At 71.8% G+C, this 14193-nt stretch carries 11 protein-coding genes; 7 read left to right on the top strand and 4 right to left on the bottom strand.

All coding sequences use genetic code 11. The features are described from left to right. Nucleotides 1-399: 399 nt before the first annotated feature. The 3 genes from ychF to NYF13_RS11355 form a co-directional block, all read right to left on the bottom strand. Complete coding sequence (ychF, locus tag NYF13_RS11365) at nucleotides 400-1482, bottom strand: redox-regulated ATPase YchF (protein ID WP_315656172.1); 1083 nt, start codon at nucleotides 1480-1482, stop codon at nucleotides 400-402. A gap of 364 nt (nucleotides 1483-1846) precedes the next feature. Then, a complete protein-coding gene (locus NYF13_RS11360) occupies nucleotides 1847-4810 on the bottom strand; it encodes an SMC family ATPase (protein WP_315656171.1) in 2964 nt (987 codons plus the stop codon). After that, on the bottom strand, nucleotides 4807-5961 hold the full coding sequence (locus tag NYF13_RS11355; protein WP_315656170.1) for an exonuclease SbcCD subunit D: 1155 nt from the start codon (nucleotides 5959-5961) through the stop codon (nucleotides 4807-4809). The genes NYF13_RS11360 and NYF13_RS11355 overlap by 4 nt, the downstream gene beginning before the upstream one ends. Before the next feature lie 256 nt (nucleotides 5962-6217). On the opposite strand from NYF13_RS11355, the gene rmuC reads away from it, so the two are divergent. Both rmuC and NYF13_RS11345 read left to right on the top strand, forming a co-directional pair. Next, nucleotides 6218-7132 carry a DNA recombination protein RmuC gene (gene rmuC / locus NYF13_RS11350; RefSeq protein WP_315656169.1) on the top strand — a complete coding sequence of 305 codons (915 nt, stop codon included), beginning with the start codon at nucleotides 6218-6220 and terminating at the stop codon, nucleotides 7130-7132. Nucleotides 7133-8063: 931 nt separating this feature from the next. After that, the gene (locus NYF13_RS11345; RefSeq protein WP_315656167.1) at nucleotides 8064-8966 is read left to right on the top strand and encodes a DUF6542 domain-containing protein; all 903 of its coding nucleotides are present in this window, start codon (nucleotides 8064-8066) and stop codon (nucleotides 8964-8966) included. Nucleotides 8967-9237: 271 nt separating this feature from the next. Here the strand turns inward: NYF13_RS11345 and NYF13_RS11340 are convergent, their stop codons facing one another. Next, a complete protein-coding gene (locus NYF13_RS11340; RefSeq protein WP_315656166.1) occupies nucleotides 9238-10275 on the bottom strand; it encodes a 4-hydroxy-3-methylbut-2-enyl diphosphate reductase in 1038 nt (345 codons plus the stop codon). A 150-nt stretch (nucleotides 10276-10425) separates the two neighbouring features. Between NYF13_RS11340 and NYF13_RS11335 the strand changes: the two genes are divergently transcribed. From NYF13_RS11335 to glpX, 5 genes are all read left to right on the top strand, one after another. Then, on the top strand, nucleotides 10426-11085 hold the full coding sequence (locus tag NYF13_RS11335; protein WP_315656164.1) for a lipid droplet-associated protein: 660 nt from the start codon (nucleotides 10426-10428) through the stop codon (nucleotides 11083-11085). Then, nucleotides 11082-12326 (top strand): exodeoxyribonuclease VII large subunit, encoded by a 1245-nt coding sequence (gene xseA, locus NYF13_RS11330; RefSeq protein ID WP_315656163.1) that lies wholly within the window; start codon nucleotides 11082-11084, stop codon nucleotides 12324-12326. Before NYF13_RS11335 ends, xseA begins: the two co-directional genes overlap by 4 nt. Next, nucleotides 12323-12736: a hypothetical protein gene (locus NYF13_RS11325; protein ID WP_315656162.1), complete on the top strand. Its 414-nt coding sequence runs from the start codon at nucleotides 12323-12325 to the stop codon at nucleotides 12734-12736. Before xseA ends, NYF13_RS11325 begins: the two co-directional genes overlap by 4 nt. Nucleotides 12737-12802: 66 nt before the next feature. After that, nucleotides 12803-13030 (top strand): exodeoxyribonuclease VII small subunit, encoded by a 228-nt coding sequence (locus NYF13_RS11320; RefSeq protein ID WP_315656160.1) that lies wholly within the window; start codon nucleotides 12803-12805, stop codon nucleotides 13028-13030. 88 nt (nucleotides 13031-13118) lie between these two features. Next, a complete protein-coding gene (gene glpX, locus NYF13_RS11315) occupies nucleotides 13119-14180 on the top strand; it encodes a class II fructose-bisphosphatase (protein ID WP_315656159.1) in 1062 nt (353 codons plus the stop codon). The last annotated feature ends 13 nt before the right edge of the window (nucleotides 14181-14193 follow it).

The following is a 14193-nucleotide window of genomic DNA, read 5'->3' as shown; positions in this document are numbered from 1 at the left end:
GAGCCATCTCCTTCGGCCTGATGGTCACGGCCGCGGGCGGTGTGCTCTGGCACACCGTGCGTAACCGGCGTGATCTCGGCCACAGGCAGTAACACCGTTCATGATCGAGGCGCTAATCCAGCGGAACACGCCGGCCCTCGCCCCGCTAGGACACCTCATGAACAACGCGTCCGCCGCCCTCACCAGCACCCAGCGCGCGTGGGTGACCACGTTCGCCACGGCCGTCACCCTGCTCTCCGTCCTGGTGCTCGGCCTGCTCGGCTGAGCCTCACGCACCCCTGGCCGGTCCGGTCCCTGCCGGACCGGCCATAGCGCTCCGCTCGACCTGAGCGATGGCGCGGTCAGCAGGTCGCTCGTGCTCTTGAGCCTGCTCTTCGCCGAATTTCGGGGCCAGGTCGGCTACACGTTGAACCGGAACTCGACCACGTCGCCGTCCGCCATCAGGTAGTCCTTGCCTTCCATGCGCACCTTGCCCGCGGCCCGCGCGACGGACATCGAGCCCGCCTCCATCAGGTCCGCGTACGAAACGATCTCCGCCTTGATGAAGCCGCGCTCGAAGTCCGTGTGGATGACGCCGGCGGCCTGGGGGGCGGTGGCGCCCTGGGGAATCGTCCAGGCGCGGGATTCCTTCGGGCCGGCCGTGAGGTAGGTCTGCAGGCCCAGGGTGTGGAAGCCCGCGCGGGCGAGGGCGTGCAGGCCCGGCTCGAGCTGGCCCACGGACTCCAGCAGCTCGCGGACGGACTCCTCGTCGTCCAGCTCCAGCAGCTCCGCTTCGACCTTCGCATCGAGGAACACCGCGTCGGCCGGGGCGACGAGCTTGGTCAGCTCCTCGCGGCGGGCCTCGTCGGTCAGGATCGATTCGTCCGCGTTGAAGACGTACAGGAAGGGCTTGGTGGTCAGCAGGCTCAGCTCCCGCAGCGCCTCGAAGTCCACCTCCTTCTGCGCCTGGAACAGGGTGCGCCCGGCGTCGAGGAGCTCTTTCGCCTTCTGCGCGTTGTCCAGCGCCGCCTTGTTCTCCTTCTTCGTCCGGGCTTCCTTCTCCAGCCGCGGCAGCGCCTTGTCCAGGGTCTGCAGGTCGGCGAGGATCAGCTCGGTGTTGATCGTCTCGATGTCACTGGACGGGTCGATCCGGCCGTCCACGTGGATCACGTCCGGATCGTCGAACACCCGGATGACCTGGCAGATCGCGTTGGCCTCGCGGATGTTGGCCAGGAACTTGTTGCCCAGCCCGGCCCCCTCGGAGGCACCCTTCACGATGCCCGCGATGTCCACAAAGGACACCACGGCCGGCACCGTCTTCTCCGAGTCGTACAGCTTCGCCAGCTCGTCCAGCCGCGGGTCCGGCAGCGGCACCACGCCGACGTTGGGCTCGATCGTCGCGAACGGGTAGTTCGCCGCGAGCACGTCGTTGCGGGTCAGCGCGTTGAACAGGGTGGACTTGCCGACGTTGGGCAGGCCGACGATACCGAGGGTCAGACTCACGACCGGTAAGTCTACGGGTCCCGCCCCCGGCCGGGCCGACCCGGTGACGCGCGGTCGGGTTTCCCATCCGCCCGGCCCTCATCCGGCCGGCACCGTCGACCGCGTATCCACCACCGCCACCGGGCCTGAGGCGGAACGCTGCCACCACGCCGTCACCGCCCAAGGTTCGGCGGCCAGTTCGTCGTGGCCGTCGGCGCCTCCTGCCGCCCGTCCTGGCCGCCGCTGATGCCGACGGTCCTGAACGTCCGCCTCTCACTCGGCCATCACCCTGGCCGGCAACCCGTCTAGCCGCAACGACGGCCCGGACGCATCCTCAGCACCGAACTCGACGCCACCCACGTCCCGCCTGCCCCAGGCGTAACAGCTAGCCCGCCCGCACCTCCACTTTCGAGCCGGTGCGGGCCTTGCGGACTCGCAACCGGGTCGGGATGCGCTGGCGCAGTTCCTCGACGTGGGAGACCAGGCCGACCACTCGGCCCCCGGCTCGCAGCTCGTCCAGGATGTTCATCACCACGTCCAGCGTCTCCGCGTCAAGGGTGCCGAAGCCCTCATCGACGAACAGGGTGTCGAGCAGCGCTCCGCCGGTCTCGGCCGCGACCACGTCGGCCAGGCCGAGCGCCAGGGACAGGGAGGCCAGGAAGGACTCGCCTCCGGAGAGGGTCTTGGCCGGGCGGACCGCTCCCGAGTAGTCGTCCAGCACGTCCAGGCCGAGCCCGCCGCGGGTGCCGCGCGCGCCCGCCGCGTCGGAGTGCACGAACGAGTAGCGGCCCTGGCTCATGGTGCGCAACCGGACCGTCGCCGCGAGCGCGACCTCCTCCAGCCGCGCCGCCAGCACGTACGATCGCAACGACATCTTCCGCGCGTTCTGCCCGCGCCCGTTGACCACTTCGGACAGCGCGCGCAGCTCCGCGTACTCCTGCTCCACCGGCGCCAGCCCGGCCAGCGTCTTCCTCATGCGCCCGGCCAGCCGCGTCAGCTCCCGGTGTTGCGCGGTGACGGCCTGCAGCGCGGAGAACGCCGCTTCCGCCGTGGTCCGCGCGGACTTCGCGGCCTCGCTGACCGGGCCGACCTCCACCACGTCTTCGGGCGAGATGCCGAACAGCTCGGGCTGGGCCAGCAGTTCGCGAGCCCCCGCAGCCGTGGCCTCCGCTTCCGCGAGGCCGTGCTCCAGCTTCGTCACCTGCTCTTCGGACCGAGCGGCGACCCGCATCTCTTCCAGCGACAGGAATCCCTTGGCGTGCAAGGAAATCTCGACGAGGTCCTGTTGCTCGGCGAGCCGGCTGGTCGAACCGGCGACGGCCGAGCGCGCCTCGGCCACGGCGTCCAGCGCCCCGGCCAGCGTGAGCAGATGCCGACGGCGAGTGGTTACGTCAGCGAACTCGCCGCGGCCGTCGACCAGTCGCCGTTCCCGCTCGTCCAGCCGGTCCTGCAACGAGCGGACCTCGGCCGCCGATTCGGTGGCGGCGGTCTCGGCGAGCCGCTGCTGCTCCGCGAGCTTCTCCGACTCCTGCTCCAGCGTGACCACCTGCTTCGCCAGCCGGTCTCTGCCCGCAGCCTGCTCGGACAACTCGCCGACGGTCGCCCGGGCCGCGGCCAGCTCCACCGCCACCGACTCCGCCGAGCGCTCGCCCAGCCGCTCCCGCAACGCCTCCAGCCGGGCTTTGGCCTCCTCCAGCGCCGAAACGACCCGCTGCCGCAAGGTCTCCGCCTGCTGTTCGGCTTCTTCCGCGGCCCGTTCCTCCTCCGGGTCGACGAGCCGGGCGCCGTGGCTCGCGGGCGCCGGGTGCTCCGCCGAGCCACACACAGGGCACTCGATCCCCTCGGCCAGGCCCGCGGCCAGTTCGGCGGCCATGCCCTCGAGCCGTCGCTCCCGCAGGTCCAGCCGGTGCTGTCGAGCCGCCTGATGGCTGTCGACCACCTCACGCAGCTTCGCTTCACCACGCCCGACGCGCTCCACCGCCGGCGGTAAGTCGGCCGCGGCGCGCGCTAGCACTGTCAGCTCCTCGACCTGCGCCCTTGCACCGTCGAGCTTCGCGGCGGCTTCTGCCGCCGAAGCCGCTTCACCGCGCAACGCCGTCAACCGGCCGGGCAGCTCCCCGAGCCGGGTCGTCAACGAAACGACCTTTTCCTTGGCTGCTTCCGCGGCCTTTCGACGCTCGTCGCGCTGCTTCGTCTCCACCTGCTGCTGCTCGGCCTCGGCGACCAGCTCGGCGAGCGCCCCCGCGTCCTCCCTCAACGAGCCGGCGCGCTCCCGCAGGTCGACGGGGGCCAGCCCGGCCGGGTCGTCGCCCAGCTCGTTCAGCTCCCGCGCGCGCTCCGCTTCGACCGACCGCGCCTCCTCCAGCTCGGTGGTCCGCCGTTCGAACAGCTCGACCTCGGGGGCGACCGCCTCGGCCCGTCGCGCGGCCGCGATCTCCTCGGCCCACCCCGTGCGCTCCCCGGCCTGCTCGGCGATCTGCGCGAGCCGGGTGTGCGCGGTGCGGACGCGCCGGACCTTCTCCGCGTCCTCCTGCGCCTCGCGCAAAGCCGCCTCGGCCTTGCTCGCGACCGAACGCGTCTGCGCCGCTTCGGTTTCCGCCACCGCAGCCCGCGCGGCGACGTCCTTGAGCACGGCCTCGACCCACTCCGCCTGGCTGTCCTCCGGTGGATCCTGCTGGGCTTCCTGGGCATACCGCGCGACCAGCTCGCGCACGTCCTGCTGCCGGTCCTGGAGCGCGCGCCCGCGCTCGGTCCGCAGGTCCGCGAACCAGCGTTCGACGTCGGAGAACCGCTCCGTACCGAAGAGCCGCTCCAGCAGTTCCTCGCGCTCGCGGGTGTCCGCACGCAGGAACCGCGCGAATTCCCCCTGCGGCAGCAACACCACCTGGAAGAACTGCTGCGCCGTCATCCCGAGCAGCCGCACGACCGTGCGCGCCACCTCGTCGATGCGGATGACGCCCTCCGGCGGCAGCCCCGCCGGCGGTTTCCCGACCCAGCTCAGCGACACCTTGGCCTGCTGCGTGGTGAAACCGTCTCCGCGCTTCTTCGGGCGCTGGTACTCGGGACTGCGCACGATCCTCAGCCGCTGGCCCTGCACGGTCAGCTCCAGCACGACCTCGGTGACCTGGTCGGGCTCCGCGAGGTCGCAGCGCAGCCGCTTCACCTCGCCGCGCGCGCCCGGGACCTCGCCGAACAACGCGAAAGCGATGGCATCCAGCAACGTCGTCTTCCCCGCGCCGGTGTCACCGTGCAGCAGGAAGAGACCGTCGGCGCCGAGCAGGTCGAAGTCGACCACCTCGCGGCCGGAGTACGGGCCGAACGCCTGGACCTCCAGCAGGTGCAGCCTCACAGCTTCGCCACCGCCGCCCGGTCGGCCGCTTCGAGAGCGAGGAAGACCAGCCGCTCCTCACTCTCGGAAGGCGCGGCACCACGGCAGTCGTCGAGGAAGTTGCGGGCGATTTCGATGTCGCTGCGCCCGCGCACCGCCTCGGCGTACTTCAGCTCTGCGCCCGCGAAGCCGCCCTCCGGCTGCCAGTCCAGGTGCACGGCGTGCGGGAACCGGTCACGCAGCTTGCGCATGGCGTCGACCGGCCGCACCCGGTCGGTCAGCGTGACCGACAGGAAGTGGCCTGCCCACTCGTCGTGCTCCGGGGCGGACAGCAGCTCGGCCAGCTCTCCGCGCAGGGTGGCCAGCGGCCGCGGTACCGGCAGCTCGTGCCGCCGGACCTCGGCCAGACCGGCCGCGTCGAGGTCGACGAGCCAGACCGATTTCCGTTGCCGTGCTTCGGAAAACGAGTAGGCGAGCGGACTGCCGGAGTAGCGCAGGTGCTCGGCGAGGGTCTGCGGGCCGTGCAGGTGGCCGAGCGCGACGTAGTCCACTCCGTCGAACACCGAGCCGGGCACCTGCTCGACCCCGCCGACGGCGATCGTGCGCTCGGACTCGCTGGCGTCGCCGCCGGTGACGAACGCGTGCGCGAGCACCACCGACCGCGTGCCCGGGCGGGTGGCGAGGTCTTGGCGGACGCGGCGCATGGCCTCGCCGAGGACCCCGGTGTGGCCGCGCGCCTCCGGAACCCCCAGCGCGTGCCGGGAGGGCTCCGGCTCCAGGTAGGGCAGGCCGTAGAACGCGACCTCGCCGTGCTCGTCGGAGAGCAGCACGGGCTCGGCGAGACCCGCGACGGTGGCGCGCACGTGCAGGCCACCGGCCGCGGCGAACTCGGCGAAGGCGCCGAGGCGTGGCCCGGAGTCGTGGTTCCCGGGCGTGATGACGAGCTGGGCCCCGGCCTGGCGGATGCGGGCGAGCGCGGCCGTGGCGACCCGGACCGCCTCGGCCGAGGGGACCGCGCGATCGTAGACGTCGCCGGCCACGACGACCACGTCGACCGCCTCGCTGGTGACGAGGCCGGCCAAGTGCGCGAGGACGGCTTCCTGCTCGGCGAGCAGATCGGCGCCGTGGAACGTGCGGCCGATGTGCCAGTCGGAGGTGTGCAGGACTTTCACGGCGACCACGTTAAGAGGGGACACCGACGAAACCCGGGAGGCTCGCCGACGAGCCACTCGAACGTGTGTACGAAGCCTATCAGGGACCGCCGGACACGCCGAGGGCCGAACCGGTGAACGCGCTGGTCAGCTACGGAGTGCGACCGGCCGAACCCGTTTTTGTCGGTGCCGTCCGCCATGATGTCCCCGTCGATCCGCACGGGATCGGTGCCGTCGTCAGCGGCGCCAGAGGCGTTATCGGAGAGGGGAGGCCCGGGTGGGGACAGTGATCACCACGGCGGCCGTCGTGCTCGCGCTGCTCCTGTGCGTCGCGGTCGCGGTCCTGTGGCGGCTGTACAACGACGGCATGCGGCGGGCCGATGCGGCGGCCCGGCTCGTGGCGGCGGAGCGCGCGAAGGGCGACGAGCAGCAGCTCGCGCTGCGCCGGTACGAGGTCGCGTTCGCCTCGATCCACGGCCGCGGCGAGCTGGGTGAGCAGGTGCTGGTGGAGACGGCGCGGGCGCTCGGGCTGCGCGAGGAGCTGCACTTCACCCTGCAGACCGACCTGGCCGGCGGCGGTAGCGCGAAACCGGACATGGTGCTGCGCGTCGGCGGTGGGCGGGCGGTCCCGGTCGACGCCAAGGCGAGCATGGCGATCTGGGCCGAAGCCGTGGAGACCGACAACCCGGAGGAACGGCTCGACGCGTTGCGCGCGCACGTGCGCCAGTTGCGCTCTCGCGCCGCGGAGCTGGCCGGCAAGGGCTACCAGCGCTGGGCCGACGCGATCTACGGCACGATCATGTTCGTTCCGTCCGACGCCGCCGTGGTCGCGGCGCTGGACACCGATCCGGAGCTGCTGCGCTGGCTCATCGACCGCCGGGTGTTCCTGTGCGGCCCGACGGGCTTCGGGGTCCTGGCCTCCGCGGCCCTGTTCGCGGCCAGCGACCGCGCGCTGGTGGAGGACGTCGAGCAGGTCCGCGCGGGCGCCGCGTCGGCCCACCGGGCAGCCGGCAACGCCGTCGACGCGCTCAACCTTTCCAGCACCCACCTGCAACGCTTCCTCTCCGCCCGGCGCCGCGAGCTGGAAGCGCTGGAGAGCTTCCGAGCGACGGTGTCCCCCTTGACCGACGCCTCGGGTAGCCCGGCCCCGGTCCCGTCGGTGCGGAAGGGGGACGAATTGGCCGCAAGCTGACCGAGCCCCGAGCGGGCGCCTGCGGGATAGCGGAAGAGGCCCGAGGGATGGTGGAAGAGACTGGCGCGCGAGTTGACCAGCCGCAGCCATGGTTATTGCTGCCGCGGCGGTCGTTACTGCTGCCGCAGCCGTCGTTATCGCTGTCCCAGCCCAGCCCAGCTCGGCGGTGCCGCAGCCGTGGCTGGCGATCCCGCGCAGAAGACGCTGGCCAGCGAGCTTCAACGGCGGTGACCCACCACGGAGCGCGGGTCAGCCAGACCACCTCGCCCTCGCTCTCGATCGATGCGGCGTGGTCGCGTTCGAAAGTACTGCGCGCGCTGCCTTCGTCGCAGATCCACACCCGTGGACGCGCCGGGAACAGTTCGTAGGCAATCTCGGGCTTTTGGACGGCCGATGACCAGTCCGCAGTCTCCAATGAAGTCGCCGTCGATGCGGCAAGCAGGTTCGGAATGCGTGCTCGGACTACCCCGGCCGAAAGGGCGCCGTCGTCACGCTCGGCGATCAGTGCGCGGTAATCATCGGCGTCGGCCGGGGGCCGTGAACGGTCGCCATCCCAGGAGACTGCGATTCTGTAACCCAGAGTGCTCGGCCGAGCGGGTGAGGTCACCGCAGTAAAGGGGGTGCCGCTCAGTGGGACACCCGTTCCGCGAACCCGGACGTTCCGGAACAGGACGTCCGCGCCAGGGCCGGTGAAAAGCGCGGACACGAAGTCCGAAGTGCACCCAGGGCCGCCTCGATGTGGTCGGCCCGACCGGGTTTGGGCTGGTCATCGGCGAGAAGCGGCCGGTCGGCGGAGCCGTCGAAGTCGCGCCGGCCGGGCAGCACGACCGTCGTCCATCGGCAACTCACGTCACGCTGGCGGGTGGCTGGGCGGGGCGGTCTTCGGCCGTGCTGGCAAGATCGTGACAAGTACGGGCTACGGTGTTGCCTCGTGACCGCGATACGCGATCGCCAGAGCGATCCTGATGCCGATGACGCCCCCGTGTCCTGGGACGAGCGTCTTGTCGTCGGCGCGAGGCGCGGGCTGCCCTGGTGGGCGGCCATACTGGTGGGCTTCGGCCTGTCCGTGCTCGGCGCCGTCATCGACGAGAAGGCCAGTGGCAGTCTCGGCTTCCTGTTCAAGGCCTGCTACTTCGTCGGGGCCGTGGTCGCGGTCGCCGCGGTGCAGAGACGGGCGCTGTTCGGCCCCATGGTGCAGCCGCCGCTGGTGCTGGCCGTCACGGTGCCCGGTGTGGTGCTGCTGACCGGCGGTTCCGGTTCGAGCGCGGATACCGGCACGCTGAACAAGCTGCTGAGCGTCGCCTCCCCGCTGATCGACGGCTTCCCGACGATGGCGATCACCACCGGGGTGACCCTCCTCTTCGGCTTCTTCCGCATCTACCGCGAGCGTGATCCCGATGCCCCGGTGAAGCTGAAGGGCAAGAAGCCCGCCGGCGAGGACGCCGATCCGGCCGCAGCCCGGCCGCGGACCCGGCCCGCGGGCTCCAGCCGTCCGGGCCAGACGCCGCTGCCCGCGGACAGGCGCCGAAGCGCGCCGAAGGAGCGGGACGTCGACGCCCCGCCATCACGACGCCCCCGGCCCCCGGCCGACCCGGGCGCTCGGTCCCGTCGCGATCCGGCGACCCCCACCACTCGCGGCACGCGCAAGCCCCCGCCCGAGGGACGCCGTCCGCGCCCACCGGAAGCGGACCCCCGTCGCCGCGCCGAACCCCGGGGCGACACCCCGCCCCCGCGCCGACGCCCCCGCACCGACGAGCCGCCACCGGCCGGACGGCCCCGTCCCCCGCGCCGCGAACCGCCGCGCCGTACTCGGCCCTGGGAAGACGAATCCTGATCGGCCGACAACGTTGACACCCGCCGGTCATGAGAAGGGCCGCCGATCCGCACCGGATCGGCGGCCCTTCCTCTTGCGTGGAACGCCATTTTCGTAGGACGCCGTTTTCGTCCAACACCGGCAAGTAGCCCAGACCGGCACCGCGCAGTGACCTCACCGGACGCCCACCGCCGGGACCATGGAGCCACCGTGGCGGTGGTGTCAGCAGCAGTTCGGATGCCCCCGCGGCCGGTCACCCAGCCGCAGGAGCGGCCGAAACCCGGCCCCGTCCTCAGGACTCCGGCGGAGCAGCGGACTCGGTCTTGACCGCCTTGCGCAGCTCCTTCGGCAGGGCGAAGGCGATCTTCTCGTTCGCCGTGGTCACCTCGTCGACCTGGCCCCAGCCGCGGTCCTCGAGCCAGGAGAGCAGATCCATGACCAGGTTCTCCGGCACCGAAGCGCCCGAAGTGACGCCGACGGTGGTCACGCCCTCCAGCCAGGCTTCGTCGACCTCGCTGGCGAAGTCGATCAGGTGCGAATCCCGGGCACCGGCCTTCAGGGCGACCTCGACCAGGCGCTTGGAGTTCGACGAGTTGGTCGAGCCGACGACGAGCACCAGATCGCACTCGGGGGCCATCGCCTTGACCGCGACCTGGCGGTTCGTGGTCGCGTAGCAGATGTCGTCGCTGGGCGGGTCGGCCAAGCCGGGGAAGCGCTCGCGCAGCTGGTCGACGCGCTCCATCGTCTCGTCGACCGAGAGGGTGGTCTGCGAGAGCCAGATGACCTTCGACGGATCGCGCACGTCGACCTTCTCGACGTCCTCCGCCTTGTCCACGAGCTGGACCTTGTCCGGCGCCTCGCCCGCGGTGCCCTCCACCTCCTCGTGGCCCTCGTGGCCGATCAGGAGGATGTCGTAGTCGTCCTTGGCGAAGCGGTTGACCTCTTTGTGCACCTTGGTCACCAGCGGGCAGGTCGCGTCGATGGTGCGGAGGTTCCGCTCCTCGGCCTCGGCGTGCACCATCGGGGAGACGCCGTGTGCGGAGAACACCACCAGCGCGCCCTCGGGCACCTCGGAGGTCTCCTCGACGAAGATCGCGCCACGCTCGCGCAGCGTCTCCACCACGTGCCGGTTGTGCACGATCTCCTTGCGCACGTACACGGGAGCGCCGTACAGCTCCAGGGCCTTTTCCACGGCGATGACCGCGCGGTCCACGCCCGCGCAGTAGCCACGCGGCTTCGCGAGCAGGACTCGCTTACCGGTGGCCGGCTCGCCGGAGCCGGCGATCGTCGGAAGGCCGGCGGGGTCGATTCCGGGGCTCGCTGAACTCATGCCCCCAGCGTACGGGCTGCTCCACCCCGAGTTCGAAGTCCTCTTCGGGATGACCTGGCTCCGCCATCCGGGTTGTGCCGGGAGTCACGTCCGGTACTCCAACCACCCGTTCGGTTGGGCAGGACGGCCCCGATGCGGCAGGCTGGAAGCATGAAACCACTCCCGCTCCCCCTCCGGGTCGCCGCGGGCCTCGCCGTCACCACCGCCGAGCGGGTTCGCGAAATCCCCCGGCAGCTCACCGGGCTGCCCGTCACCGTGGTCAGCCAGGTGCTGCAGTTCTCCATGCGGGTGCAGCAGCACGTCACCGAGCTGGCCATCAAGGGTGACGACGCCCTGTCCGGCCTGCGCCCGGTCGAGGACACCCCCAGCTGGGCGACGTTCGACGAGGACGCCGCGCCCGATCTGGCGCCTTCGCGGCCGGCGCTGGTCCCCGTCGAGGACATCCCCGGGCCGCGCGTGGAGACCAACGGCCACCGCCCCTCGTTCACCGAGCCCGAACCCGAGGGCGAACCGGAGATCGAGATCCTGCTCGAGCCCGTGCCGGACGAAGACGAGCCCGGTGACCGGTCGGCCCGGGAGCACGCGGGCGGTGGCAGCACCGGCCCCGCCGGCCTGCCGAACTACGACGAGCTGACCCTGCCGCAGTTGCGCGCCCGGCTTCGCCGTCTGACCGTCCCCGAGCTCGAAGAGATCCTGGAGTACGAGAAGGCGAACGAGGACCGCGCGTCCTTCGTCGGCATGCTCGCGCGCCGGATCGGCAACGCGCGCAAGGCGGAAGACGAGCAGGACGACAGCGCGGAAGGCCGGTGAGCGCCGAACCGGCCACCAGCGCGGAGAACCCCTGGCCGGTCCGCACCGTCGCCCGCAAGGTCGGCGACTGGGTGCACCGGCTCGGTGCGGTGTGGGTCGAGGGCCAGGTCACGCAGATCAGCGCGCGGCCCGGCACGCAGACCGCGTTCCTCACGCTGCGGGACCCGTCGGCGGACGTCTCCATGTCCGTCACCTGCCCGGTGTGGCTGGTGCGCGAGCTGGCGACTCCGCTGCGTGAGGGCGACCGGGTGGTCGTGCACGCGAAACCGTCGTTCTTCTTCGGCCGCGGCACCCTCAGCCTGCGCGCCGACGAGATCCGCGCGGTCGGCATCGGCGAGCTGCTGGCGCGGATCGAGCGGCTGCGCAAGCTGCTGGCCGCCGAAGGACTGTTCTCCCCGGAGCGGAAACGGCCGATTCCCTTTCTGCCGCAAGGCATCGGCCTGATCACCGGCCGGGCCTCGGCGGCGGAGCGCGACGTGCTGGTGAACGCGCAGGCCCGCTGGCCGCACGTGCTGTTCAAGGTGCTCAACACCGCCGTGCAGGGTTCGCAGGCCGTGCCGCAGATGCTCCGGGCACTGTCCACACTGGACAAGGATCCCGCGGTCGACGTGATCGTGATCGCCCGCGGCGGCGGCAGCGTGGAGGACCTGCTGCCGTTCTCCGACGAGGCGCTGTGCCGGGCCGTCGCGGCGGCGGGCACGCCGGTGGTCAGCGCGATCGGCCACGAGCCGGACACCCCGCTGCTCGACCACGTCGCCGACCTGCGCTGCTCCACGCCCACGGACGCGAGCAAGCGGATCGTGCCGGACGTGCGCGAGGAGTCCGCCCGCGTCCGCCAGATGCGTGACCGCGGCCGTCGCGCGCTGCACGGGTGGGTCGACACCCAGACCCGGCTGCTGACCCAGCTGCGCAGCCGCCCGTCGCTGGCCGACCCGCTGGGCCCGGTCCAGCGCCGCCTCGACGACGTCGAACTGCACCGCGAACGCGGCCGCCGCGCCATGCTCGGCCTGCTCGCCCGGGACCAGGCCGAAGTCGCCGGCGCGCGCGGCCGCCTGACCGCGCTGGGCCCGGCCGCGACGATGTCCCGCGGTTACGCCGTCGTGCAGTTCACCGACGCCGAAGGCAACCTCCAGGTGCTGCGCTCCGTCTCCCAGATCGAGGACGGCGCACGACTGCGCGTGCGGGTCGCCGACGGGGCGGTCCACGCCGTCACCGAGACCGCGGAAGGGGACGGGCCGTGACCTACCGGGCGTCGGTGTTCCTCCCGCTCACGGTGGACGCCGCCGCCCGGCTCGACACCGGCCCGCTGCTGGGCCAGGCGCTGGCCACCGACCGTGCCGCCGACGAGTGCTGGACGGCGCTGCTCGCCGGTTGCGGCTCTCCCGCCCGCCGTGACCTCGCCCCCGAGCTGCGACGCCTGTCCGAGGCGACGTCCGTGCACGTCGGCACCCGCTGGTGGTTCGCCGAGGGCGGCGAACACCGCCGCCGGGTCGCGAGCGCGCAGCAGCACCTGGAGGGCGCGGTCGCCGACGGTGACGGGCAGGAGTTCGCGCTCGCCTTCGTCGGGTACGACCACGCGATGGCCCGGGCGATCACGACCGGGGAGCACGCCCGGGAGTCCGGCGCCGTCGGCGGACGTCACCGCAGGTAACCCGATGGGCGGCCGCGCGGTAGTGTGCGAACCGCCCGTGCACCGGAAGGTCGGAGAACGTCGAGCGTGAGCGAAGCAGCCAGCGATACCGCCGGACTCGGCTACGAGCAGGCCCGTGACCGGCTCGTCGAGGTGGTCAAGGAGCTCGAAGCGGGTGGACTGTCCCTGGAGCAGTCGCTCGCGCTGTGGGAGAAGGGCGAGCAGCTCGCGAAGGTGTGCGAGCGGCACCTCGAAGGCGCGCGCGAGCGGATCGAAGCCGCACTGGCCTCCGTGGAGTCCGACGACTCCGAGTGACGTGCACCATGCGCGACTGAATCGGTCAGGTGGACTGACCTTCTGCGAGACTGGGCACCCGTCGAGTTCAGCGATCCGGGAGGCCCGCATGACTACCGCCAGTGACCCACACCGCCGAGAAGCGCCTGATCGCAACCTGGCCATGGAGCTGGTCCGGGTGACCGAGGCCGCCGCCATGGCCGCCGGGCGCTGGGTCGGCCGGGGCGACAAGATCGGCGGTGACGGCGCGGCGGTCGACGCCATGCGCCAGCTCGTCTCCACCGTGTCGATGCGCGGGGTGGTCGTGATCGGCGAGGGCGAGAAGGACGAAGCGCCCATGCTGTTCAACGGCGAAGAAGTGGGCAACGGTGACGGACCCGACTGCGACGTCGCGGTCGACCCGGTCGACGGCACCACGCTGATGGCCGCGGGCATGCCGAACGCGCTGGCCGTGCTCGCGGTGGCCGAGCGGGGGGCGATGTTCGACCCGTCGGCCGTGTTCTACATGGAGAAGCTGGCCGTCGGCCCGGACGCCGCGGGCAAGGTGGACCTGGACGCGCCGATCGCGGAGAACATCCGCCGCGTGGCGAAGGCCAAGAACTCCAGCGTCAGCGACGTCACCGTGTGCGTCCTCGACCGGCCGCGGCACGAACAGATCGTCAAAGAGGTCCGCGAGGCCGGGGCCCGGATCCGGTTCATCTCCGACGGCGACGTGGCGGGCGCGATCGCCGCGGCCCGGCCGACCACCGGGGTCGACATGCTGCTCGGCATCGGCGGCACGCCCGAGGGCATCATCGCGGCCTGCGCGATGAAGTGCCTGGGCGGCGAGCTGCAGGGCCGGCTGTGGCCAAAGGACGACGCCGAGCGCGAGAAGGCGCGGGCCGCCGGTCACGACCTCGACCGCGTACTGGGCCACGACGACCTGGTGCACGGCGACAACATCTTCTTCTGCGCCACCGGCGTGACCGACGGCGACCTGCTGCGCGGCGTGCACTACCGCTCCGGTGGCGCCACCACGCAGTCCATCGTGATGCGGTCCAAGTCCGGCACCGTCAGAATGATCGACGGATACCACCGGCTGGAGAAGCTCCGGGCCTACTCGTCCGTGAACTTCGACGGCAACCTGGATCCGGTCGAGGACGGCTTCGACGCCGTCCCGCCCCTGCCGTAAAGGAGACCTGCCC

The organism is Amycolatopsis sp. PS_44_ISF1 (assembly GCF_032335455.1).
GTDB lineage: Bacteria > Actinomycetota > Actinomycetes > Mycobacteriales > Pseudonocardiaceae > Amycolatopsis.
Note: the sequence above shows the minus strand (reverse complement) of the source record. Positions and strands in the feature narration are given on the sequence as shown.

Bases quoted from the DNA above. Each gene is read 5' to 3' on its own strand.
- NYF13_RS11340 (WP_315656166.1), bottom strand. From the start codon at position 10,275: ATGAGTTCAGCGAGCCCCGGAATCGACCCCGCCGGCCTTCCGACGATC.
- glpX (WP_315656159.1), top strand. From the start codon at position 13,119: ATGACTACCGCCAGTGACCCACACCGCCGAGAAGCGCCTGATCGCAAC.
- NYF13_RS11335 (WP_315656164.1), top strand. From the start codon at position 10,426: ATGAAACCACTCCCGCTCCCCCTCCGGGTCGCCGCGGGCCTCGCCGTC.